Source organism: Variovorax sp. E3, from assembly GCF_016082275.1.
In the GTDB taxonomy this organism is placed as follows: domain Bacteria; phylum Pseudomonadota; class Gammaproteobacteria; order Burkholderiales; family Burkholderiaceae_C; genus Variovorax.
The window spans coordinates 1-23,205 of record NZ_MOWM01000131.1; the positions used below are offsets into that span (position 1 = coordinate 1).

Genomic DNA, 23,205 nt, shown 5'->3' on the forward strand with positions numbered 1-23,205 from the left:
CCCGAGCGTCGAGTCGACAGGCTGGCGACGCTGCTGTTCGTCGTGCTCAGGCCCGACGACGTCGATGTCGAAAGACTCGAGACACTGCTGTTCGTCGTGCTCAAGCCCGACGACGTGGACGTCGACAGGCTATTGATCCGGCTCGTGGCCGTGCTCAGTCCGCTGGAGGTGGAGGTCGACAGGCTCGAGATACCGCTGGATGTCGACGTCGACAGGCTGGCGACGTTGCTGTTCGTCGTGCTCAGCGCGGAAGACGTCGAGGTCGACAGGCTCCCGATGCTGCTCGTCGCGGTGCTCAGGCCGCTCGACGTCGAAGTCGACAGGCTCGCAACGCTGCTGTTGGTCGTGCTCAGGCTCGTGGAGGTCGATGTCGACAGGCTGGACACGCCGCTGCTCAGCGTGCTCGCCACGCTGTACAGCTGGCTGCCGTTGATCGCGTCGGTGCTGGCCGCGCTCACCTGGCCGGCGGCGACGTTCTGGATGCGACGTTCCGTGCCCGATCCGCCCACGCTCACCACGCCGGCCGACGAACTGCCGCCCGCGAACCCGCCGAAGGTGGTTCCGCCGATGACGGCGCTGCTGACGGTCCCGGTCCCGCCGGTGGCGGTCGATGCGGTGGCGGTCGTCGTCGCCGCCGGGCCCAGGGCCACGGAGCCGGCCACGCTGGAATTGGCGCCCAGGCCAATGGCCACGCCCGACGTGGCGGTCGACGTCACGTTGGCCTGCCCGCCGATCGCCACCGCGTCCGACGCGGCGGCGTTGGCGCCGCCCGTGGCGTTGCCCCCGAGCGCCGTGGCGCCGGCGCCGCTGGCGTTCGCGGCCTGCCCGATGGCCGAGGCATAGCCGCCGGCGGCGTTGGCCGAGGTGCCGATGGCGATGTTGCGGGTGGGCGTCGCCGAACTGCGCAGGCCGGCGCTCGCGTTGTTGCCGATGGCGATGTCGTTCGCATTCATCGCATACGAGCCGCCCAGTGCGATGGAGCTGTCGCCGTAGGCCTGCGCGAACGCGCCCACCGCCGTGCTGGAGTTGCCGCGCGATTCCGAGGCCGCGCCGAGCGCCAGGCCGTAGAGCTGGGTGGTCGTTGCCGAGTAGCCGAACGCGGCCGACGTCTTGCCCGTGGCGTTCGCCAGCGTGCCGAAGGCGGTGGAGCCGGTGCCCGTGGCGGAGGCGCCGTTGCCGAAGGCGGTCGAGGGCGCCTTGCCGGTGGTTTCGCCGCTCGCCACCGCATTGGTGCCGAAAGCCATGTCGTTGCTGAACGAGGCGTTGGCGTTGTTGCCGATGGCCATCGCGCCGCCGCCGTTGGCGCGGGCGCCGGTGCCGATGGCCATGGCGTTGCTGCCGCCGGCGACGTTGCTGCCGGCGCCGATGGCAATGCCCGAGGCCGCCGTCGAGGCCACGGTGGCGCCGTTGCCCAGCGCCAGGGCCGAGGAGGCCAGCGCGTTGGCCTTGCTGCCGATGGCCACGGTGTCCGACTGGGTCGCCTGGGCGCCGATGCCGATGGCCGAGCTGTTGGCGCCCGACGCGCTGGTGGTGCTGTCGCCAACCTGGAAGTGGTTGGCCAGGATGGTGGTGAAGGAGTTCGTGTAGCCCGCGTCGCCCAGCGTGACATTCGACTGGTTGGCGATGTCGGCGTTGCCCACGAAGTAGTTGCGCACCTTCTGCCCGCCCGTGCCGCCGCCGCGCAAGACCAGGTTTTCTCCGGCGCTGATGCTGTCCTGGTTCGCGGTGAACACCAGGCCGGTCTGCCCCGCCGCGTTGCAGTACTCGAAGGCCGCGGAGCCGGCGGTGGCATTTCCCGTGTAAGGCGAACTGCCACAGTCCAGCGCGAACGCCGCCGGCGACGCGAAGGCGCCGAAGAGCGAGGCGACGGCGATCGCCACCACGCTGCGTGAAGACTTCTTGCCTCGTGCCGACGTCAACTCCGACGCGGCGACCCACGCGCCAAGCGACTCGTTCCAGACACTTCGATAAGACTTATTCATGTTCTTCGCACTCGGTTTTTCAGAAGGACCAGGGGGCACGGATCAATAAGAAACCCACGCACCGATTGGTGTTCATCACGGAAAGGCGTTCGCAAATGCGAGGCCTTGATTACGGAATGCTGAAATGTACGGACTTGTTTACATTCGAAATGCAGTGCAACAGGCATGAAATTTCGACCTGATGATTTAGTTCACAAAACTGAAAGGAAGAGTGGCGACTTCAGAAAATCAGTTGCGTCGGAGCTACGTGACAAAAGTCCGAAACGTAGAATCCATGCGGGTTTCAAGGCGATGGCGCGATGCGGACTTATTTCACGGAGTCAAGGGACGTGCCCTGCGCATCGACCGGCCTTGAGGGCGATTTCCATTCTTTTCGCAAGCGAGACCGCCAAATCCACGGTCGAGAATCAGGCATTTCTTCACGGGAGAAGGAAAATCCTCGGCGCTCACCGGCCAATTAAAATAGCCTCGGTCGTTAATTAACAATTACGAAACAAATGCAAAATTCACAGCTAAGAATTGGCATCACGATCGGCCTGCATCACGAGGCCGAGACCTTGTGGAACAACGGCATCAAGCAGAACGCGGTGTTCCTGGCCGAGGCGCTGAAGCACTGCCCGGCCGTGGCGTCGGTGGTGCTGGTGAACACCACGTCGACCCCCATCACCTCCGCCCTGCCCTGGGACCAGACGCGCTGGCCCACCGTGACCTTCGAGACGGCCAAGGACAGCGTGGACGTGCTGATCGAGCTGGGCGGGCAGATCGACCCGGCCCAGACCGACCATCTGAAGCAGCGCGGCGCGCGGCTGGTGTCTTACTGCTGCGGCTTCGAGTACGTGCATGCGATGGAGTCGATGCTGTTCAACAAGCCGCTGTGGGGACAAAACCTGTTCATCAACCAGCGCTATGACGACATCTGGATGGTTCCGCAGGTGGCGCACATCAGCCAGCCTTACTTCGAGGTGCTGCGCCGCGCCGAGGCGCGCGCCGTGCCGTTCGTGTGGAGCCCGGTGTTCCTGGACGAGCGCACCCGCTCCCTGCCCCATGCGGGCGTGTACCAGCCGCACGACGGGCCGCGCCGGCTCAGCGTGATGGAGCCGAACATCAACGTGGTGAAGTTCTGCCTGTATCCGGTGCTGATCGCCGAGCTGGCATACCGCGCGCGGCCCGAAGCCATCGCGCTGCTGCAGGTCACCAACGCCGAGCGCATGGCCAAGGAGAACATGGAGTTCATCACGCTCATGAACCAGCTCGACCTCGTGCGCCAGCACAAGGCGGTGTTCCTGGGCCGGCACGACACACCCGTGTTCCTTGCGCAGAACACCGACATCGTGGTCTCGCACCAGTGGGAGAACCCGCTCAACTACTTCTACCTGGAGACCTGCTGGCAGGGCTACCCGCTGGTGCACAACGCGCACCTGTGCGCGGACCTCGGCTACCACTACCAGGAGAACGACGTGGTCGGCGGCAGCGCCCGCGTGCTCGAGGCCATCGACACGCACGATGCGCAGGCCGCCGCCTACCGCGACCGCCAGCGCGGCCTGATCGACCGCTACCTGCCGGGCAATGCCGCCGCCACCGAGGTCTACAACACCCTGCTGCTCGGCCTGATGCAGCGCCCCGCCAGATAACGCCCAAGGCAGGCCCCGCCATGCTCGAACCCTCCGCCCTTCGCGATTTCTTTCCCGTGGTCGTCACGCCGAGCCACGACGGCAAGTTCTTCCAGAACTACGTCATGTCGATGATGAACTTCGCCATCGACGCCGAGCGCGCCGGCATGCGCCTGCAGGTGCTGTACCACCAGGGCGAAAGCCTCGTGACCCGCGCGCGCAACAACTGCGTGGCGCAGTTCCTGGCCAACCCGCACTGGACGCACCTGTTCTGGATCGACGCCGACATCGGGTTTTCTTCGCAGGCCGCCTTTCGGCTGCTGCTGTCGGGCCACGACATCGCGGCGGGGGTCTATCCGCTCAAGCGCGAAGACTGGCCCGAAGAAGGCCTGCCCACGGGCACCACGCGCCAGCAGTTCGATGCGCACTTCACGCGCTACACGGTCAACGCCAAGGCCTCGGAGGGCACTTCGCGGGTCGAGCTCGACGTGCTGCCCGACGGCTTCATGAAGATGACCGAGGCGCCGACCGGTTTCATGTCCATCAAGCGCGGCGTGTTCGAGCGGCTCATGGCCGCCTACCCCGGCCACCAGTACGTGCCCGACAGCATCGGCGACGCCGACCGTGGCCTGCACTACCGCTTCTTCGACGTCATGGTCGATCCCGAAACGCGCCGCTATCTGTCGGAAGACTACGGCTTCTGCCGGCTGTGGTCGGGGCTGGGCGAGTCGGTCTACATCGACGCCAACTCCAACCTGACGCACCAGGGCGCGAAGCTGTACCGAGGCGACTTCGCCAGCTCGCTGCTCACGTCGCTGCCGCATGCGGTAGGCGGCCCGGCGGGCGCGGCCATGGTGCTGACGGGCCAGGAGTACCTGCAGCCGAACGCGCCACCGCTCTGATTCGAGCTCGAGCGCCCAAGAAAAAGCCCCGCAAAAGCGGGGCTCGTTCATGGGGCGGGGCCGAGGAAGATCAGGCCGTGACCGAGTCCGCCACGCCCTTGTAGTCTTCGATCTTGTCGAAGTTCAGGTACTGGTAGATCTGCGAGCTGGAGGCGTCGAGCACGCCCGAAGCAGCCATGTACTCCTCGCGCGTCGGGATGCGGCCCAGGCGCGAGCAGATCGCGGCCAGTTCGGCCGAGCCGAGGTACACGTTGGTGTTCTTGCCCAGGCGGTTCGGGAAGTTGCGCGTGCTGGTCGACATGACCGTTGCACCTTCGCGCACCTGTGCCTGGTTGCCCATGCACAGCGAGCAGCCCGGCATTTCGGTGCGGGCACCGGCATTGCCGAACACGCCGTAATGGCCTTCTTCGGTGAGCTGCTGCGCGTCCATCTTGGTCGGCGGTGCGATCCACAGCTTGACCGGGATGTCGCGCTTGCCTTCGAGCAGCTTCGACGCCGCGCGGAAGTGGCCGATGTTGGTCATGCAAGAACCGATGAACACTTCGTCGATCACGGCACCGGCCACGTCGCTCAGCGTCTTCACGTCGTCGGGGTCGTTCGGGCAGGCCACGATGGGTTCGTGGATCTCGGCCAGGTCGATCTCGATCACGGCGGCGTAGTCGGCGTCGGCGTCGCCCTCGAGCAGTTGCTGGTCCTTGAGCCAGGCTTCCTGCGCGGCGATGCGGCGTTGCAGCGTGCGCGCGTCAGCGTAGCCTTCGGCAATCATCCACTTCATCAGCGTGATGTTGCTGTTGATGTACTCGGCGATCGGTTCCTTGTTCAGGTGCACCGTGCAGCCGGCGGCCGAGCGTTCGGCCGAGGCGTCGCTCAGCTCGAAGGCTTGTTCGACCTTCAGGTCGGGCAGGCCTTCGATTTCGAGGATGCGGCCCGAGAAGATGTTCTTCTTGCCTTGCTTGGCCACGGTCAGCAGGCCCGCCTTGATGGCGTACAGCGGAATGGCGTTGACCAGGTCACGCAGCGTGACGCCGGGCTGCATCTTGCCCTTGAAGCGCACGAGCACCGACTCGGGCATGTCCAGCGGCATGACGCCGGTGGCGGCCGCGAAGGCCACCAGGCCCGAGCCGGCCGGGAAGCTGATGCCGATGGGGAAACGGGTGTGGCTGTCGCCGCCGGTGCCGACGGTGTCGGGCGTCAGCAGGCGGTTGAGCCAGCTGTGGATCACGCCGTCGCCCGGACGCAGCGACACGCCGCCGCGGTTGGCCATGAACTCGGGGAGTTCGTGGTGCATCTTGACGTCGACCTTCTTGGGGTACGCCGCCGTGTGGCAGAACGACTGCATGACCAGGTCGGCCGAGAAGCCCAGGCAGGCCAGGTCCTTCAGCTCGTCGCGGGTCATCGGGCCGGTGGTGTCCTGCGAGCCGACCGAAGTCATCTTGGGTTCGCAGTACGTGCCCGGGCGAACGCCCTGGCCTTCGGGCAGGCCGCAGGCGCGGCCGACCATCTTCTGTGCGAGCGAGAAGCCCTTCTTGGTGTCGACCGGGCTCTGCGGCAGGCGGAACAGCGTCGACACGGGCAGGCCCAGCGCTTCGCGCGCCTTGGCCGTGAGGCCGCGGCCGATGATCAGCGGAATGCGGCCGCCGGCGCGCACTTCGTCGAACAGCACTTCGCTCTTGACCTGGAATTGCGCGATGACCTTGCCGTCCTTCAGCGCCTTGCCTTCATAGGGACGCAGCTCGACAACGTCGCCCATGTTCATCTGCGTGACGTCGAGTTCGATCGGCAGCGCGCCCGAGTCTTCCATCGTGTTGTAGAAGATGGGAGCGATCTTGCCGCCGAGGCAGACGCCGCCGAAGCGCTTGTTGGGCACGAAGGGAATGTCTTCGCCCGTGAACCACAGCACCGAGTTGGTGGCGCTCTTGCGCGACGAACCCGTGCCGACCACGTCGCCGGCGTAGGCCACGAGGTGGCCGCGCGCGCGCAGGTCTTCGATGAACTTCACCGGGCCGCGCTTGCCGTCTTCTTCGGGGACGATGCCGGGGCGGGCGTTCTTGTGCATCGCCAGGGCGTGCATCGGGATGTCGGGACGGGTCGTTGCGTCGGGCGCGGGCGACAGGTCGTCGGTGTTGATTTCGCCGGCCACCTTGAAGATGCTGACGGTGATGCTCTGGGGCACTTCGGGGCGGCTGGTGAACCACTCGGCATCGGCCCAGCTTTGCAGCACGCCCTTGGCGTTGGCGTTGCCCTTGTCGGCCTTTTCCTTGACGTCGTGGAACTGGTCGAACATCAGCAGGGTTTTCTTCAGGCCTTCGGCCGCCACGGCGCCGACTTCGGCGTCGTCGAGCAGGTCGATCATGGGGCTGATGTTGTAGCCGCCGAGCATGGTGCCGAGCAGTTCGGTGGCGCGGGCGCGCGACAGGAACTCGCTCTTCTCGGTGCCGTGGGCCACGGCGGCGAGATAGCTGGCCTTGACCTTGGCTGCATCGTCCACGCCGGCGGGGACGCGGTAGGTCAGCAGGTCGAGCAGGAAGGCGCCGTCCTTGGCGTTCGCGCTCTTCAAGAGCTCGATTGCTTCAGAGGTCTGCTTCGCGCTCAGGGGCAGCGGCGGGATACCGAGCGCGGCGCGTTCGGCAACATGATCAACGTAGGCTTGCAACATCTTCTTTTCTCCGGAAACTGATCTGACGGGCGTGCGGAGCGCTCATGCAAGAGCCGCGCCGCACCCCGTGTGTGGTGCGCTTACTTCGCGCCGTCGGCACCTTCGAACAGGGCCTTGGGCGGGTTCTTCTTCATTTCTGCGGCGAACGCGATCTGCGCGTCGGTCTGGCATTCGTCGGCAATGCGCAGGCCGGCCTTCTGGTTCATCAGCATCGACTTGTTGCCGAGCTGGAGCCACATGGCGCCGGCACGCGGGTCTTCGAGGCGGATGGCGCCGGTGCGGCTTTCGACCGGGTGCATGCGGTACTTCAGGCCCTTGGTGGTGACGGTGAAGAAGCCGGGCTTCTTGTCGTCGGCGGTCACGGTCACGTCGGCGCCGAGTTCGCACTGGGCCTTGCCCACGGACACGCGCTGGGCGACGGCCAGGTCGGCCTCGTTGAGCGTCACGTCGGTGTCGGTGTTGACGGGCGTGACTTCCTCGACGGCCTTGGCGGCGCGGCGAGTGACCTGGTGCTTCTTGGCGGGGGCCTTGGCCGTGGTGCCGGCGGCCTTGGCTGCGGGCTTGGCCGCCGGCTTGGCAGCGTCCTGGGCCAGGGCGGCCAGCGGGAGTGCCAGTGCGACAGCGGCAATCAGGGCAATTTTCTTCATGTGTGGGTTTCCTTGAGGCTGGGTACAGGGGTTTCAGGAGGCCGCGAGCGCAAACCAGGCTTTCGCCTCGGGGGGCAACGCGCGCCCTGTTGCGTGGGCACGCGTCAGGACCTGCCAGAAATGGCGGTAGCTCGCGCGGTCGTGCAATGTGCCATCAATTTGTGTCGGAGCCCAATCCGCAAGTGCCGCTTTTGCAATGATTTGTGTGGCAATTTGAATCTGCGCCTCGTCGGGCGCGAAGGCCTCGAGGATGGGGCGGATCTGGTTCGGGTGAATGCTCCACATGCGCGTGTAGCCGAATTCGGTGGCCGCCTTGCGGGCCGCCGTGCGCATGGCATCGGCGTTGTTGAACTCGGTGACCACGCAGTGCGAGGGCACCTTGCCGTAGGCGTGCGCGGCCGAGGCCATGGCCAGCTTGGCGCGCACCACCAGCGGGTGGCTGAACTGGCCCGCGGCGCCCATGCCGTCGGCGGGAATGGCGCCGGCGTGGGCCGAGACGAAATCCATCAGGCCGAAGCTCAGCGACTGCACGCGCGGATGGGCGGCGATGTCGAAGGCGTTGTGCACCGCCAGTGGCGATTCGATCAGCACGTGCAGCGGCAGCGCATCGGCGTCTGCGGCCTCCAGCGCGGCAACAGCCTGCAACACATCGGCCACCGATTCGACCTTGGGCACCATCAGGTGGCTCAGGCGATGGCCGGCGCGGCCGGCGATGGTGATCACGTCGCCGGCAAAGGCCGGATGGTCGACCGGGTGCACGCGCACGCCGACGCGCATGCCGGGCCTGGCTGCCAGCGCAAGCTCGGTAACGAGCGCGGCATGCTCCGCCTCGCCGCCCACGGGGGCGCCGTCTTCGCAATCGAGGGTGACGTCGAACACGCAGGCGCCGAACTCCTCGGCCATCTCGGCCTGGAGTGCGAGGCTTTTCTTCATGCGCGCTTCGACGCCGCTGTAGTGGTCGCACACGGGCAGCGTCACGGCGCCGGCCTGCGCGCCGAGCAGCACTTGCGCGGGGTGGGCCACGGTGTTCGTCATGGGTTGCCGGCTTTCTGCGCGACGATGAACATGCGCGGGAACGCGAGCAGCCGCTTGCCGTCGGCGCGGGCCGGGTAGGCCTCGTTCACGCGGCGTTCGTATTCGGCCAGGTAGCTCGCCTGCAGCGTGGGCTCCAGGCGGTCGACAAAAGGCTTCAGCCCCGTGCCGCGCACCCATTCGACGATGGATGCGGCATCGGCCATGCGGTGCTGGTAGATGGTGTGCCAGACATCGACGCTTGCCGCGCGCGGCGCCAGCAGGTCGTAGTAGCCGCCCAGGTCGAGCAGCAGCGTGCGCAGCCGGTCGGCGTCGCCGATGGGCTCGGCCCACGGGGCTTCGGCCGCCACGGCGCGCATCAGCCGGTGCGTGGGCTCCTGGCGGTTGTCGGGCATCTGGATGGCGAGCACGCCACCCGGGGCCAGCGCGTCGAACAGGCGCGGGATCAGCTTTTCGTGATCGGGCACCCACTGCAGGGACGCATTGGCGTAAATGAGGTCGGGCGCTTCTTCTTTCGATGGCGGCGCCCAGGTCGCGATGTCGCTCAACTCGAAGCGCGCGCCGGGCAGGCGCTCGCGCGCGCTGACCAGCATGGCTTCGGAGTTGTCGGTGCCCGTGACTTGCGCCCGCGGGAACCGGTTGACCAGCAACTCGGTGGAATTGCCCGGCCCGCAGCCGAGGTCGACCACGCGGGCCGCCTCGGTCAGCGGAACCCGCGCCAGCAGTTCCTGCGCGGGGCGGGTGCGCTCGTCCTCGTAGCGACGGTAGAGCGCGGGGTTCCAGTCGAGCATGCTGTCGTTTTGCCTTACAGCAGGTGAGCGACGCCGGCGCGTTCGCCTTCGAGCTCTTCGAGGGTCTTGTTGATGCGTTCCTGGCTGAATGCGTCGATTTCGAGGCCTTCGACCAGCTTGTACTCACCGTTTTCGCAGGTGACCGGGAAGCCGAACATCACGTCCTTCGGAATGCCGTACTGGCCGTCCGACGGGATGCCCATGGTGACCCACTTGCCGTTGGTGCCCAGGGCCCAGTCGCGCATGTGGTCGATGGCGGCGTTGGCGGCCGAGGCAGCCGACGACAGGCCGCGCGCTTCGATGATGGCGGCGCCGCGCTTGCCGACGGTCGGCAGGAACGTGTTGGCGTTCCATTCCTGGTCGTTGATCATCTTGGCGACGCTTTCGCCGTTGATGGTGGCGAAGCGGTAGTCGGCGTACATCGTGGGCGAGTGGTTGCCCCAGACGGTGAGCTTTTCGATGTCGGCCACGGCCTTGCCGGTCTTGGCGGCGATCTGGCTGGCGGCGCGGTTGTGGTCCAGGCGCAGCATGGCGGTGAAGTTCTTGCGCGGCAGGTCAGGTGCGCTCTTCATGGCGATGTAGGCGTTGGTGTTGGCGGGGTTGCCGACCACCAGCACCTTGACGTTGCGGCTGGCGACGGCGTTCAGAGCCTTGCCCTGTGCCGTGAAGATGGCGCCGTTCACGGCCAGCAGTTCGGCACGTTCCATGCCGGGGCCGCGGGGGCGCGAACCGACCAGGAGGGCGTAGTCGGCGTCCTTGAAGGCGGTCATCGGGTCGCCGTGGGCTTCCATGCCGGCCAGCAGCGGGAACGCGCAGTCGTCGAGTTCCATCATCACGCCCTTGAGCGCCTTCTGGGCCTTCTCGTCGGGGATTTCGAGCAGTTGCAGGATGACCGGCTGGTCTTTGCCGAGCATTTCGCCGGATGCAATGCGGAACAACAGGGCGTAACCGATTTGGCCGGCGGCACCGGTGACGGCAACGCGAACGGGTTTTTTGCTCATGGGAAGACTCCAGAAGGTGGTGAAAACGGTGTCGGCGCTCTCGTGGGGCGCAGGGTGCTGCGGGTGAAATACCTTCCCGCAACGCGAGACCCGCAACATTTTAAGCCGATTCAATGAGGGCCGTCTTATGTCTTATATAAGATATCCTCTCGGGGTCCGCCAAGGCGCACCCCACCGCTGCCATGAACACGCCCACCACCCTCGACGAGCCCACGACGCCGTCCTTCAGTCCGCTCTACCAGCAGATCAAGACCCTGATCCTGCAGAGCCTGCAGGCGGGCGAGTGGAAGCCGGGCGAGCCCATCCCCAGCGAGATGGACCTGGCCGTGCGCTATCGCGTGAGCCAGGGCACGGTGCGCAAGGCCATCGACGAGCTGTCGGCCGAAAACCTCGTGGTGCGGCGCCAGGGCAAGGGCACCTTCGTTGCCACGCACGCCGAACAGCACGTGCAGTACCGCTTTCTCAAGCTCGTGCCCGATGCGGGCGACCCGAGCAGCGAAGGCCCCGCCGTGCGCACCATCGTCGACTGCAAGCGCCTGCGCGCGTCGGCCGATGTGGCACGCGCACTCGGCCTGCGCACCGGCGACGCCGTGCTGCAGGTGCGCCGCGTGCTGGCCTACGCCGGCGTGCCGACCATTCTCGAAGACCTCTGGCTGCCCGGCACGCCGTTCAAGGGCCTCACGGCCGAACGGCTGCGCGCGTGGCCGGGCCCGATGTATGCGCTGTTCGAAACCGAGTTCGGCGTGCGCATGGTGCGGGCCGAAGAAAAAATCCGCGCCGTGCTGCCCGATGCCGAACAGGCCGCGCTGCTCGACGTGTCGCTGCAGATGCCCCTGCTGAGTGTGGAACGTGTGGCGCACACCTACCATGACATGCCGATGGAATTGCGTCGCGGGCTCTACCGCACCGACACGCACCACTACAGGAACCAGCTGGGCTGACCCCTCGATTCAGATGAAGGCCGAATACTGCCGCTGCGGCGTGCGCACACAACGCGCGCGACGCGCTACGAAGTCAATAGCATCCGACTGCAACGGTGCACTGACTTGCGCGTGTCCGCTGCGCGATGGTGCATTGCAATAGAATTTTGCGTTGTTTGCATTTCCGCATAAGAAACAAAAGCGTTCGCTCTCAGAACAAGTCATCCAAGCCACGAAAGCCCTCCCCCCATGACAGAGCTTGCAACTCCCCCCCGGCCACCGCGTCGCGAATTCCGCAACATCAATGCGTTCACCGACCTCACGACCTACCGGTTGCCGCCGGCGGGCATCGTGTCGATCCTGCACCGCGTGAGCGGTGTGCTGATGTTCCTGCTGCTGCCGTTCATCATCTGGATGTTCGACACGTCGCTGTCATCTGACTATTCGTTCGCGAAATTCAAGGGCGCCTTCAACGTCGGCATCGGCTTCGCGCCGGGTTGGTTCTTCAAGCTCGTCGCGCTGGCGCTCATCTGGGCCTACCTGCACCACTTCATCGCCGGCCTGCGCCATCTGTGGATGGACGTGAGCCACGCCGCCGTGACCAAGGAATTCGGGCACAGCTCGGCCGTCGTCACGCTGGCACTGAGCATCCTGCTCACCCTGGTGCTCGGCGCCAAGCTGTTCGGCCTGTACTGAGAAGGAGCCAACCATGTCTGTGAATTACGGCTCCAAGCGCATCGTCGTCGGCGCTCATTACGGTTTGCGCGACTGGCTCAGCCAGCGCATCACGGGCGGCCTGATGGCGCTCTTCACGATCATCCTGCTCGCACAGCTGATCTTCTCGCGCGGCCCCATCGGCTACGACCTGTGGGCCGGCATCTTCGCGGCGCAGTGGATGAAGGTGCTGACCTTCTCCGTGATCGTCGCCCTGCTCTATCACGTGTGGGTCGGCATGCGCGACGTGTGGATGGATTACGTCCAACCCGTCGGCATCCGTCTCGTGCTGCAAATTTTCACCATCGTCTGGCTTGTCGGTTGTGCGGGTTGGGCCATTCAAGTGCTTTGGAAGATCTGACCCCACCATGACTTACACAAAAGAAAAAATCACCAAGCGCAAGTTCGACGTCGTGATCGTCGGTGCCGGCGGCTCCGGCATGCGCGCCTCGCTGCAACTCGCACGTGCCGGCCTCAACGTGGCCGTGCTCTCCAAGGTGTTCCCCACGCGTTCGCACACGGTCGCCGCGCAAGGCGGCGTGGGCGCATCGCTGGGCAACATGAGCGAGGACAACTGGCACTACCACTTCTACGACACGATCAAGGGCTCCGACTGGCTCGGCGACCAGGACGCGATCGAGTTCATGTGCCGCGAAGCACCGAAGGTCGTGTACGAACTCGAACACTTCGGCATGCCGTTCGACCGCAACCCCGACGGCACCATCTACCAGCGTCCGTTCGGCGGCCACACGGCCAACTATGGCGAGAAGCCCGTGCAGCGCGCCTGCGCCGCGGCCGACCGCACCGGTCACGCGATGCTGCACACGCTCTACCAGAAGAACGTCGAGGCCCGCACCCAGTTCTTCGTCGAATGGATGGCGCTCGACCTCATTCGTGACGACGAAGGCGACGTGGTCGGCGTGACCGCGCTCGAAATGGAAACCGGCGACCTGCACATCCTGCAGGCCAAGACCGTGCTGCTGGCCACCGGCGGCGCGGGCCGCATCTTCCAGGCCTCGACCAACGCCTTCATCAACACCGGCGACGGCCTAGGCATGGCCGCGCGCTCGGGCATTCCGCTGCAGGACATGGAGTTCTGGCAGTTCCACCCGACCGGCGTGGCCGGCGCGGGCGTGCTGCTGACCGAAGGCTGCCGCGGCGAAGGCGCCATCCTGCTGAACAGCAACGGCGAACGCTTCATGGAGCGCTATGCGCCCACCCTGAAGGACCTGGCACCGCGCGACTTCGTGTCGCGCTCCATGGACCAGGAAATCAAGGAAGGCCGAGGCTGCGGTCCCAACAAGGACTACGTGCTGCTCAAGCTCGACCACCTGGGCGCCGAGACCATCCACAAGCGCCTGCCCTCTGTGTACGAAATCGGCGTGAACTTCGCCAACGTCGACATCACCAAGGAGCCGATTCCCGTGGTGCCCACCATCCACTACCAGATGGGCGGCATCCCGACCAACATCAACGGCCAGGTCGTCATCCAGAAGGGTGAAGACAACAGCGCCGTGGTGAACGGCCTCTACGCCGTGGGCGAATGCTCGTGCGTGAGCGTGCACGGCGCCAACCGCCTGGGCACGAACTCGCTGCTCGACCTGCTGGTGTTCGGCCGCGCGGCCGGCAACCACATCGTCGAGTTCAACGACAAGCTTAAGGAACACAAGGAACTGCCCAAGGACGCGGCCGACCGCACGCTGGAGCGCCTGAACCGCCTCGAGTCGACCACCGGCGGCGAATACGCGCAGGACGTGGCCGGCGAGATCCGCGCCGTCATGCAGCAGCATGCCGCCGTGTTCCGCAAGCAGGCCTCGATGGACGAAGGCGTGACCAAGATCGCCGCCGTGCGCGAGCGCGTCAAGGCCATCGGCCTGAAGGACAAGTCGAAGGTGTTCAACACCGCCCGCATCGAAGCGCTGGAAGTCGACAACCTGATCGAAGTGGCGCAGGCCACGATGGTCTCGGCCGCCGCCCGCCGCGAATGCCGCGGCGCCCACACGGTGGAAGACTACGAACGTCCGGCGGACGATCCGGTCGCGCCGCTGGGCCGCGACGACGCCAACTGGATGAAGCACACGCTCTGGTACAGCGAGGACAACCGCCTCTCGTACAAGCCCGTCAAGCTGCAGCCGCTGACGGTGGCTTCCGTGCCGCCCAAAGTCCGCACGTTCTAAGAACATTTACAAGGTCCATACGATGAAGCGCACATTCCAGATCTACCGCTACGACCCGGACAAGGACGCCAAGCCCTACATGCAGACCGTCGAGATCGAACTCGACGGCCACGAGCGCATGCTGCTGGACGCCCTGATGAAGCTCAAGGCGCAGGATCCCACGCTGTCGTTCCGCCGCTCGTGCCGCGAAGGCGTCTGCGGTTCCGACGCAATGAACATCAACGGCAAGAACGGTCTGGCCTGCCTGACCAACATGCTCACGCTCAAGGGCACGATCGTGCTCAAGCCGCTGCCGGGCCTGCCCGTCATTCGCGACCTGATCGTGGACATGACGCAGTTCTTCAAGCAGTACAACTCGATCAAGCCGTACCTGCAGAACGACAACGTGCCGCCCGAGAAGGAACGCCTGCAGTCGCCCGAAGAGCGCGAAGAGCTCAACGGCCTGTACGAGTGCATTCTTTGCGCGAGCTGCTCCACGAGCTGCCCCAGCTTCTGGTGGAACCCCGACAAGTTCGTGGGCCCGGCCGGCCTGCTGCAGGCCTACCGCTTCATCGCCGACAGCCGCGACGAAGCCACCGCCGAACGCCTGGACAACCTGGAAGACCCGTACCGCCTGTTCCGCTGCCACACGATCATGAATTGCGTGGACGTGTGCCCGAAGAGCCTGAACCCGACCAAGGCCATCGGCAAGATCAAGGAACTGATGGTGCGCCGCGCCATCTGACAACCGTCCTGCAAGAAGCCCCCATGCAAACCGCCGCCGACCTCGACCAGCCGCTCAGCGAACGTGCGCTGAGCAAGCTGAAATGGCGCTGCCGGCGCGGACTGCTCGAGAACGACCTGTTCATCGCCCGCTTCTTCGAGCGGCACGAATCCCGCATGACCGTGGGTCAAGCGGGAGCGATGGAGACACTGATGGACCTGTCGGACAACGACCTCCTCGACCTCCTTCTCCGTAGAAAGGAGCCCGAGCCCGAATGGGCCGGGGCCGAGGTGGTCGCATTGCTGCAGCTGATGCGCACCGACGGCGCGCAGCGCCCCGTCATCTCTCCTTCGTCCTGAATCCACCTCTGAAAGTAAACCGAAATGAAAGCATCCGATACCAAGGCCACGCTGTCGTTCAGCAACGGCGGCGACAGCGTCGATCTGCCGATCTACAAGGGCACCGTCGGCCCCGACGTGATCGACATCCGCAAGCTGTATGCACAGACCGGCATGTTCACGTACGACCCGGGCTTCATGTCGACCGCGGCCTGCCAATCGGCCATCACGTACATCGACGGCGACAAGGGCGAACTGCTGTACCGCGGCTACCCCATCGAGCAGCTCGCCACCAACTGCGACTTCCTGGAAACCTGCCACCTGCTGCTGTACGGCGAGCTGCCGGACCAGGCCAAGAAGCAGAACTTCACCAAGGTCGTGACGAACCACACCATGGTGAACGAGCAGATGCAGTTCTTCCTGCGCGGCTTCCGCCGTGATGCCCACCCGATGGCCATCATGACCGGCCTCGTGGGCGCGCTGTCGGCCTTCTATCACGACAGCACGGACATCAACAATCCCGAGCACCGCGAGATCGCCGCGATCCGCCTGATCGCGAAGATGCCCACGCTCGTGGCCATGGCCTACAAGTACACGATCGGCCAGCCGTACATGTACCCGAAGAACGACCTGAGCTACGCCGGCAACTTCCTGCACATGATGTTCGCCACGCCGTGCGAAGAGTACAAGGTGAACCCGGTGCTCGAGCGCGCGCTCGACCGCATCTTCATCCTGCACGCGGACCACGAACAGAACGCCTCGACCTCGACGGTGCGCCTGTGCGGCTCGTCGGGCACGAACCCCTTCGCGGCCATCGCGGCCGGCGTGGCTTGCCTGTGGGGCCCTGCCCACGGCGGCGCCAACGAAGCAGCACTGAACATGCTGTACGACATCCAGAAGGAAGGCGGCGTCGAGAAGATCGGCGAGTTCATCAAGAAGGTCAAGGACAAGAACTCGAACGTCAAGCTCATGGGCTTCGGCCACCGCGTGTACAAGAACTACGACCCGCGCGCCAAGCTGATGCAGGAAACCTGCAACGAAGTGCTGACCGAGCTGGGCCTGGAAAACGACCCGCTGTTCAAGCTCGCCAAGGAGCTCGAGAAGATCGCCCTGGAAGACGAGTACTTCGTGTCGCGCAAGCTGTACCCGAACGTCGACTTCTACTCGGGCATCGTGCAGCGCGCCATCGGCATCCCCGTGCCGCTGTTCACCGCGATCTTCGCGCTGGCCCGCACGGTCGGCTGGATCGCCCAGCTGAACGAAATGATCGGCGACCCCGAGTACAAGATCGGCCGCCCGCGCCAGCTGTTCGAAGGCTCGCCCAAGCGTGACGTGAAGCCGATCTCGGCCCGCTGATCGACCTGCGAACCCATCGCCCCCTCAAGAAGCTGCCTCCGGGCAGCTTTTTTATTGCCCGTTCGGCATGCCCCTCTTCGCAGGCCGGCAGCAAGCCCATCTCAGATCACGATGGCAACACCCTGAAAACAGGAAGAAAATAGCCACCTCATCGCAGAACGCGATGCCCCACACCCCATGAGCACGTCCGAACGCAACTTCGCCCGCCGCATCGACCTCACGTCGTTGCAGCTGTTCGTGGCCGTGTGCGAACTGGGCAGCATCGGCCGCGCGGCGGAGCGCGAGTTCATTGCGGCGTCGGCCATCAGCAAGCGGCTGTCCGACCTCGAGGCCACGCTCGGCACCACCCTGCTCTACCGCCATGCGCGCGGCGTCGACCTGACGCCGGCCGGCGAGAGCCTGCTGCACCACGCGCGCTCGGTGCTCTACAGCCTCGAGAAGATGCAGGGCGAGCTCAGCGAATACGCCGACGGCGTGCGCGGCCACGTGCGGGTGCACGCCAACATCTCGGCCATCGTGCAGTTCCTGCCCGAAGACCTGGGCGTGTTCACGCGGGCGCACGAAGCCATCAAGATCGACCTCGAGGAGCACCTGAGCAGCGAAGTGATCCGCGCGGTGCAGGAAGGCGCGGCCGACCTCGGCGTGTGCCATGTGGCCGGCGGCGCGGGCGAACTGCAGAGCCTGTCTTACCGGCACGACCGCCTCGCGCTGATCGTGCCGACGGGGCATGCGCTGGCCGCCGAAGGCGCGCTCGACTTCATCGACTCGCTGGCCTTCGACCACGTCGGCCTGCACACCAACAGCTCGATCTATGTCGCGATGCATGAGGCCGCACTGAGTGCCGGGCGCAGCGTGAAGCTGCGCATCCACGTGACGGGCCTGGACGCCATGTGCCGGATGATCGAGAACGGCCTGGGCATCGGCGTGATGCCGCAGCGCGCGTTCGAACTCATGCAGAACGGCATCGGCCGCGGCCTCGTGAGCGTGGCGCTCAACGACGCCTGGGCGGCGCGCGAGATCCGGCTGGTGGCGCGCGACTTTTCCACGCTGCCGGTGGCGGCGCGCTCGCTGGTGAACCACCTGCACGCGGCCTCGGATGCGACGGAGCAGCTCGCGGCCTGACCCCGCGTTGCAGCCGCCAAGACAGACAAACAGACAATCCATTTCCCCACGAAAGAAGAGACCGACATGGCACGCACGCTCTACGACAAGATCTGGGACGAACACGTCGTCCACACCGAGGAAGACGGCACCGCGATCCTCTACATCGACCGCCACCTGGTGCACGAAGTCACCAGCCCGCAAGCCTTCGAAGGCCTGCGCGAAGCGGGCCGCAAGCTGTGGCGCATCAGCTCGGTCGTGGCCACGGCCGACCACAACACGCCCACCACCGGCTGGGAGCGCGGCTACGACGGCATCGCCGACCCGACCAGCAAGGAACAGGTCACCACGCTGGACCACAACATCGCCGAGTTCGGCGCCGCCGCGTTCTTTCCGTTCCTGAGCAAGCGCCAGGGCATCGTGCACGTGATCGGCCCCGAGTCGGGCGCGACGCTGCCGGGCATGACGGTGGTCTGCGGCGACTCGCACACCTCCACGCACGGCGCGTTCGGCGCGCTGGCGCACGGCATCGGCACCAGCGAGGTCGAGCACGTGATGGCCACGCAGACGCTGCTGGGCAAGAAGGCGAAGAACATGCTCGTGAAGGTCGAGGGCAAGCTGCCGCTGGGCTGCACGGCCAAGGACATCGTGCTGGCCATCATCGGCAAGATCGGCACGGCCGGCGGCACGGGCTACACCATCGAGTTCGCGGGCTCGGCCATTCGCGACCTGAGCATGGAAGGCCGCATGACGGTGTGCAACATGGCCATCGAGGCCGGCGCGCGCGCCGGGCTGGTGGCGGTCGACGAGAAGACCATCAGCTACGTCAAGGGCCGCCCGCTCGCGCCCACTGGCGTGGAATGGGAGCAGGCCGTGGCCTACTGGCGCACGCTGCAGTCCGACCCGGGCGCGAAGTTCGATGCCGTGGTCGAGCTCGACGCCACGCAGATCCAGCCGCAGGTGACCTGGGGCACCTCGCCCGAGATGGTGGTCGAGATCAACGGCCGCGTGCCCGATCCCGACAAGGAAAAGGACGCCAGCAAGCGCGGCGCCATCGAGCGCGCGCTGGTCTACATGGGCCTGGAGCCCAACAAGGCCATGAACGACATCTTCATCGACAAGGTGTTCATCGGCTCGTGCACCAACAGCCGCATCGAGGACATGCGCGAAGCCGCCGCCGTGGTGAAGAAGCTGGGCCAGAAGGTCGCGAAGAACGTCAAGCTCGCGATGGTCGTGCCCGGCTCGGGCGTGGTGAAGGAACAGGCCGAGCGCGAAGGCCTCGACGTGATCTTCAAGGCCGCGGGCTTCGAGTGGCGCGAGCCCGGCTGCTCGATGTGCCTGGCCATGAACGCCGACCGCCTGGAGCCCGGCGAGCGCTGCGCATCGACCAGCAACCGCAACTTCGAAGGCCGCCAGGGCGCCGGCGGCCGCACCCACCTCGTGAGCCCGGCCATGGCCGCCGCGGCCGCCGTGCACGGCCATTTCGTCGACGTGCGCACCTTCGCCTGACCCGGGAGACAACACCATGCAGAAATTCACCGTGCACAAGGGCCTCGTGGCCCCGATGGACCGCGAGAACGTCGACACCGACGCGATCATTCCGAAGCAGTTCCTCAAGTCGATCCGCAAGACGGGCTTCGGCCAGAACCTGTTCGACGAGTGGCGCTACCTGGACGCCGGCTTTCCGGGCCAGGACCCGGCCAGCCGCAAGCCCAACCCCGACTTCGTGCTGAACCAGCCGCGCTATGCCGGCGCCTCGGTGCTGCTGGCGCGCAAGAACTTCGGCTGCGGCTCGTCGCGCGAGCACGCGCCGTGGGCGCTCGACCAGTTCGGCTTTCGCGCGATCATCGCGCCGAGCTACGCCGACATCTTCTTCAACAACAGCTTCAAGAACGGCCTGCTGCCGATCGTGCTGACCGAAGCCCAGGTGGCCCAGCTGTTCGACGAGACCTTCGCGTTCCCAGGCTACTCGCTGACCATCGACCTGGAGCGCCAGGTGGTGGTGAAGCCGGACGGCGGCGAGTTCGCATTCGACGTGCAGGCCTTCCGCAAGTACTGCCTGATCAACGGCCTGGACGACATCGGCCTCACGCTGCGCCACAAGGACAAGATCAAGGCTTTCGAGGCCGAGCGCCTGGCCCAGAAGCCGTGGCTCGCGCACACGATGCTCGCCAACGCCTGAGGCGTTCCTGTTTTCTCTTTTCAAGACACACGACAAAATGAAAATCGCAGTTCTCCCGGGTGACGGCATCGGCACCGAAATCGTGGCGGAAGCCGTCAAGGTGCTCGACGTGCTCGACCTGAAGTTCGAGATGGAAACCGCGCTGGTCGGCGGCGCGGCCTACGAGGCGCACGGCCACCCGCTGCCCGAAGCCACGCTCAAGCTCGCCAAGGAATCGGACGCGGTGCTGTTCGGCGCCGTGGGCGACTGGAAGTACGACAAGCTCGACCGTCCGCTGCGGCCCGAACAGGCCATCCTGGGTCTGCGCAAGAACCTGGGCCTGTTCGCCAACTTCCGCCCCGCCATCTGCTACGAGCAGCTGGTGGACGCGTCGAGCCTGAAGCCCGAGCTGATCGCGGGCCTGGACATCCTGATCATTCGCGAACTGACCGGCGACATCTACTTCGGCCAGCCGCGCGGCCGCCGCACCGCGGTCGACGGGCACTTTCCGGGCGCGAGGAAGCCTTCGACACGATGCGCTATTCGCGCCCCGAAATCGAACGCATCGCCCGCGTGGCCTTCGAGGCCGCCCGCAAGCGCAGCAAGCGCGTGACCAGCGTGGACAAGAACAACGTGCTGGAAACCTCGCAGCTGTGGAAAGACGTGATGCTCGACATCGCGAAGGAATATCCGGACGTCGAACTCGACCACATGCTGGTCGACAACGCGGCCATGCAGCTCGTGAAGGCACCCAAGAAGTTCGACGTGGTGGTCACCGGCAACATGTTTGGCGACATCCTCTCGGACGAGGCCGCGATGCTCACCGGCTCGATCGGCATGCTGCCCTCGGCGTCGCTCAATTCGAGCAATCAGGGCCTGTACGAGCCCAGCCACGGCAGCGCGCCCGACATTGCCGGCAAAGGGGTTGCCAATCCTTTGGCTACAATACTCTCCGCTGCCATGATGCTCCGCTTCTCACTCAACCAAGCCGAGGCTGCCGACCGTATCGAGTCGGCGGTCAAGGACGTGCTCGCCTCCGGGCTGCGCACGGGTGACATCTGGTCAGAAGGTACGAAGCGCGTCGGCACCCGCGAAATGGGCGACGCGGTCGTTGCAGCAATCACCAAAAAGACGATTACCGGCTAACCGCAGCCCGCTTCGTCACGCCCCTCCCCGGCTCGACGAGTCGGGGGCAAAAAAAAGACAACTTTTCTTTTTTCATAAGGGCAAACTGAAATGGCGAACGCATCCAATCAACCTCTGGTCGGCCTCGTAGGCTGGCGCGGCATGGTCGGCTCGGTCCTGATGGACCGCATGCAGGCCGAAGGCGACTTCGGCCTCATCGAGCCGGTCTTCTTCTCGACCTCCAACGCCGGCGGCAAGGCCCCGGCCATGGCCAAGAACGAAACCGCGCTGAAGGATGCGAACGACATCGAAGCACTGAAGAAGTGCGACATCGTCATCACCTGCCAGGGCGGCGACTACACCAGCGAGGTGTTCCCCAAGCTGCGCGCCGCCGGCTGGAACGGCCACTGGATCGATGCCGCCTCGACCCTTCGCATGAAGGACGACGCCATTATCGTGCTCGACCCGGTCAACCTGCCGGTCATCGAGAACGCGCTGGCCAAGGGCGGCAAGAACTGGATCGGCGGCAACTGCACCGTGAGCTGCATGCTCATGGGCGTGGGCGCACTCTACAAGGCCGGCCTGGTCGAGTGGATGACCAGCATGACCTACCAGGCAGCCTCGGGCGGCGGCGCGCAGCACATGCGCGAGCTGCTGACCCAGTTCGGCACCCTGAACGCCGAAGTGCGCGCGCTGCTGGACGACCCGAAGTCGGCCATCCTGGAAATCGACCGCAAGGTGCTGCACAAGCAGCAGACCCTGAGCGCCGCTGAAACGGCCAACTTCGGCGCGCCGCTGGGCGGCTCGCTGATCCCCTGGATCGACAAGGACCTGGGCCTGGGCAAGAGCCAGGACGACGCAGACTGGGGCGTGTCCAAGGAAGAGTGGAAGGGCGGCGCCGAAACCAACAAGATCCTGGGCCAGGGCGCGGGCTTCGGCACCGCCGCCACGCCGGTCGACGGCTTCTGCGTGCGCATCGGCGCCATGCGCTGCCACAGCCAGGCCCTGACCTTCAAGCTCAAGAAGAACGTGCCGCTGGCCGACATCGAAGCGGTGATCGCTGCCGACAACCCCTGGGCGAAGGTCGTGCCGAACACGCGCGAAGCCACCGTCAAGGACCTGACGCCGGTGGCCGTGACGGGCACCATGGACATCCCGGTCGGCCGCATCCGCAAGCTGGCGATGGGCCCCGAGTACGTCGGCGCCTTCACCATCGGCGACCAGCTGCTGTGGGGCGCCGCGGAACCGCTGCGTCGCATGCTGCGCATCCTGCTCGAAGCCTGATGCGGGGTGCTCAGGCCCTTTTGAAACACAAATTGTTGTCGGAAGACAACACAAGATGTGATCGTAAGTATGCGCGCACTGGGTAGAACGGGCGCATTGCCTTGTCAGTGCCGGGTGATGATGCTAACGTCCTCTTACAAATTCTGGGCCTGAGCCGCCCCCTATCAGCATGACAAGACATCTGTTGCCTGCGGCCAGCCCATCGGCCGCTCGCCCGCCTCTGCCATCGAACGGTTGGCGCCTTTCCATTCTGGGCGCGGCGGCTGCCGTGGCACTGGGCATCGCCAGCGCAGACGCCAGCGCCTTCACGCTGGGGCAGCTGAAGGTGCAATCGGCGCTGGGCGAACCGTTGCGCGCCGAGATCGACGTGACCGAGATCGCGGCCAACGAAGCGGACGGTCTGAAGATCAACATCGCCACGGCCGAGGCCTTCAAGAACGCGGGCGTGCCGTACAACGCGGCGCTGCGCGACGTCAGGGCGACGTTGCAACGCCGCGCCGGCGGCCAGTATGTGGTGCGACTGAGCGGCAACCGCCCGCTCAACGACCCGTTCATCGACCTGCTGCTGGAAGCCAACGGTTCGTCGGGCCGCATCGTGCGCGACTACACCGTGCTGCTCGACCCGCCGGCCGCGCGCCAGGCGGCCGCGAGCGCGCCGGCAGCGCCCATCACGCCCCAGATCGCGACGCCCGTCGAGCGCACGGC

General features: G+C 65.7%; 19 protein-coding genes and 3 pseudogenes. 15 read left to right on the plus strand and 7 right to left on the minus strand.

What is annotated here, in order from left to right; genetic code table 11:
• Together BMG07_RS43145 and BMG07_RS45145 are read right to left on the minus strand one after the other, a co-directional pair.
• A pseudogene (locus tag BMG07_RS43145) lies at nt 1–1,883 on the minus strand (hemagglutinin); the annotation flags it as partial.
• 15 nt (nt 1,884–1,898) lie between these two features.
• Nucleotides 1,899–1,982, minus strand: a pseudogene (locus tag BMG07_RS45145) (ESPR domain-containing protein); the annotation flags it as partial.
• 497 nt (nt 1,983–2,479) lie between these two features.
• On the opposite strand from BMG07_RS45145, the gene BMG07_RS31010 reads away from it, so the two are divergent.
• The gene (locus BMG07_RS31010) at nt 2,480–3,613 is read left to right on the plus strand and encodes a DUF2827 domain-containing protein (protein ID WP_198087739.1); all 1,134 of its coding nucleotides are present in this window, start codon (nt 2,480–2,482) and stop codon (nt 3,611–3,613) included.
• Between the two features lie 20 nt (nt 3,614–3,633).
• A complete protein-coding gene (locus tag BMG07_RS31015) occupies nt 3,634–4,494 on the plus strand; it encodes a hypothetical protein (RefSeq protein ID WP_198087740.1) in 861 nt (286 codons plus the stop codon).
• A 70-nt stretch (nt 4,495–4,564) separates the two neighbouring features.
• Here BMG07_RS31015 and BMG07_RS31020 read toward each other — a convergent pair whose 3' ends face one another.
• The 5 genes from BMG07_RS31020 to BMG07_RS31040 form a co-directional block, all read right to left on the minus strand.
• On the minus strand, nt 4,565–7,150 hold the full coding sequence (locus BMG07_RS31020) for a bifunctional aconitate hydratase 2/2-methylisocitrate dehydratase (RefSeq protein WP_198087741.1): 2,586 nt from the start codon (nt 7,148–7,150) through the stop codon (nt 4,565–4,567).
• An 80-nt stretch (nt 7,151–7,230) separates the two neighbouring features.
• On the minus strand, nt 7,231–7,797 hold the full coding sequence (locus BMG07_RS31025; protein ID WP_198087742.1) for a hypothetical protein: 567 nt from the start codon (nt 7,795–7,797) through the stop codon (nt 7,231–7,233).
• Nucleotides 7,798–7,830: 33 nt separating this feature from the next.
• On the minus strand, nt 7,831–8,832 hold the full coding sequence (locus BMG07_RS31030) for a CoA ester lyase (protein WP_198087743.1): 1,002 nt from the start codon (nt 8,830–8,832) through the stop codon (nt 7,831–7,833).
• Nucleotides 8,829–9,620 carry a trans-aconitate 2-methyltransferase gene (gene tam, locus BMG07_RS31035; RefSeq protein WP_198087744.1) on the minus strand — a complete coding sequence of 264 codons (792 nt, stop codon included), beginning with the start codon at nt 9,618–9,620 and terminating at the stop codon, nt 8,829–8,831. Before tam ends, BMG07_RS31030 begins: the two co-directional genes overlap by 4 nt.
• Nucleotides 9,621–9,634: 14 nt before the next feature.
• A complete protein-coding gene (locus BMG07_RS31040) occupies nt 9,635–10,621 on the minus strand; it encodes a malate dehydrogenase (RefSeq protein WP_042578072.1) in 987 nt (328 codons plus the stop codon).
• Nucleotides 10,622–10,803: 182 nt separating this feature from the next.
• On the opposite strand from BMG07_RS31040, the gene BMG07_RS31045 reads away from it, so the two are divergent.
• From BMG07_RS31045 to BMG07_RS31105, 13 genes and pseudogenes are all read left to right on the plus strand, one after another.
• Nucleotides 10,804–11,562 (plus strand): GntR family transcriptional regulator, encoded by a 759-nt coding sequence (locus BMG07_RS31045; protein ID WP_198087745.1) that lies wholly within the window; start codon nt 10,804–10,806, stop codon nt 11,560–11,562.
• 228 nt (nt 11,563–11,790) lie between these two features.
• Nucleotides 11,791–12,237, plus strand: a complete 447-nt coding sequence (gene sdhC / locus BMG07_RS31050; RefSeq protein WP_198087746.1) for a succinate dehydrogenase, cytochrome b556 subunit — start codon at nt 11,791–11,793, stop codon at nt 12,235–12,237.
• Nucleotides 12,238–12,250: 13 nt separating this feature from the next.
• Nucleotides 12,251–12,616 carry a succinate dehydrogenase, hydrophobic membrane anchor protein gene (sdhD, locus tag BMG07_RS31055; RefSeq protein WP_093124152.1) on the plus strand — a complete coding sequence of 122 codons (366 nt, stop codon included), beginning with the start codon at nt 12,251–12,253 and terminating at the stop codon, nt 12,614–12,616.
• 7 nt (nt 12,617–12,623) lie between these two features.
• The gene (gene sdhA / locus BMG07_RS31060; RefSeq protein WP_198087747.1) at nt 12,624–14,432 is read left to right on the plus strand and encodes a succinate dehydrogenase flavoprotein subunit; all 1,809 of its coding nucleotides are present in this window, start codon (nt 12,624–12,626) and stop codon (nt 14,430–14,432) included.
• Nucleotides 14,433–14,454: 22 nt separating this feature from the next.
• On the plus strand, nt 14,455–15,156 hold the full coding sequence (locus tag BMG07_RS31065) for a succinate dehydrogenase iron-sulfur subunit (RefSeq protein ID WP_042578077.1): 702 nt from the start codon (nt 14,455–14,457) through the stop codon (nt 15,154–15,156).
• 23 nt (nt 15,157–15,179) lie between these two features.
• Nucleotides 15,180–15,494, plus strand: coding sequence for a succinate dehydrogenase assembly factor 2 (locus tag BMG07_RS31070; RefSeq protein ID WP_198087748.1), 315 nt, complete (start codon nt 15,180–15,182; stop codon nt 15,492–15,494).
• Nucleotides 15,495–15,518: 24 nt separating this feature from the next.
• Complete coding sequence (gene gltA / locus BMG07_RS31075) at nt 15,519–16,829, plus strand: citrate synthase (RefSeq protein WP_198087749.1); 1,311 nt, start codon at nt 15,519–15,521, stop codon at nt 16,827–16,829.
• Between the two features lie 177 nt (nt 16,830–17,006).
• Nucleotides 17,007–17,951, plus strand: a complete 945-nt coding sequence (locus BMG07_RS31080; protein ID WP_198087750.1) for a LysR substrate-binding domain-containing protein — start codon at nt 17,007–17,009, stop codon at nt 17,949–17,951.
• A 66-nt stretch (nt 17,952–18,017) separates the two neighbouring features.
• Nucleotides 18,018–19,439, plus strand: coding sequence for a 3-isopropylmalate dehydratase large subunit (gene leuC / locus BMG07_RS31085; protein ID WP_198087751.1), 1,422 nt, complete (start codon nt 18,018–18,020; stop codon nt 19,437–19,439).
• Between the two features lie 16 nt (nt 19,440–19,455).
• Entirely contained in the window at nt 19,456–20,112 is a 657-nt protein-coding gene (gene leuD, locus BMG07_RS31090) for a 3-isopropylmalate dehydratase small subunit (RefSeq protein WP_198087752.1), read from the plus strand.
• 37 nt (nt 20,113–20,149) lie between these two features.
• Nucleotides 20,150–21,237 (plus strand): annotated as a pseudogene (gene leuB, locus BMG07_RS31095) (3-isopropylmalate dehydrogenase).
• 90 nt (nt 21,238–21,327) lie between these two features.
• Complete coding sequence (gene asd / locus BMG07_RS31100; protein WP_198087753.1) at nt 21,328–22,500, plus strand: aspartate-semialdehyde dehydrogenase; 1,173 nt, start codon at nt 21,328–21,330, stop codon at nt 22,498–22,500.
• 268 nt (nt 22,501–22,768) lie between these two features.
• On the plus strand, nt 22,769–23,205 hold a 437-nt coding region (locus BMG07_RS31105; protein WP_374221345.1), incomplete at its 3' end, for a FimV family protein.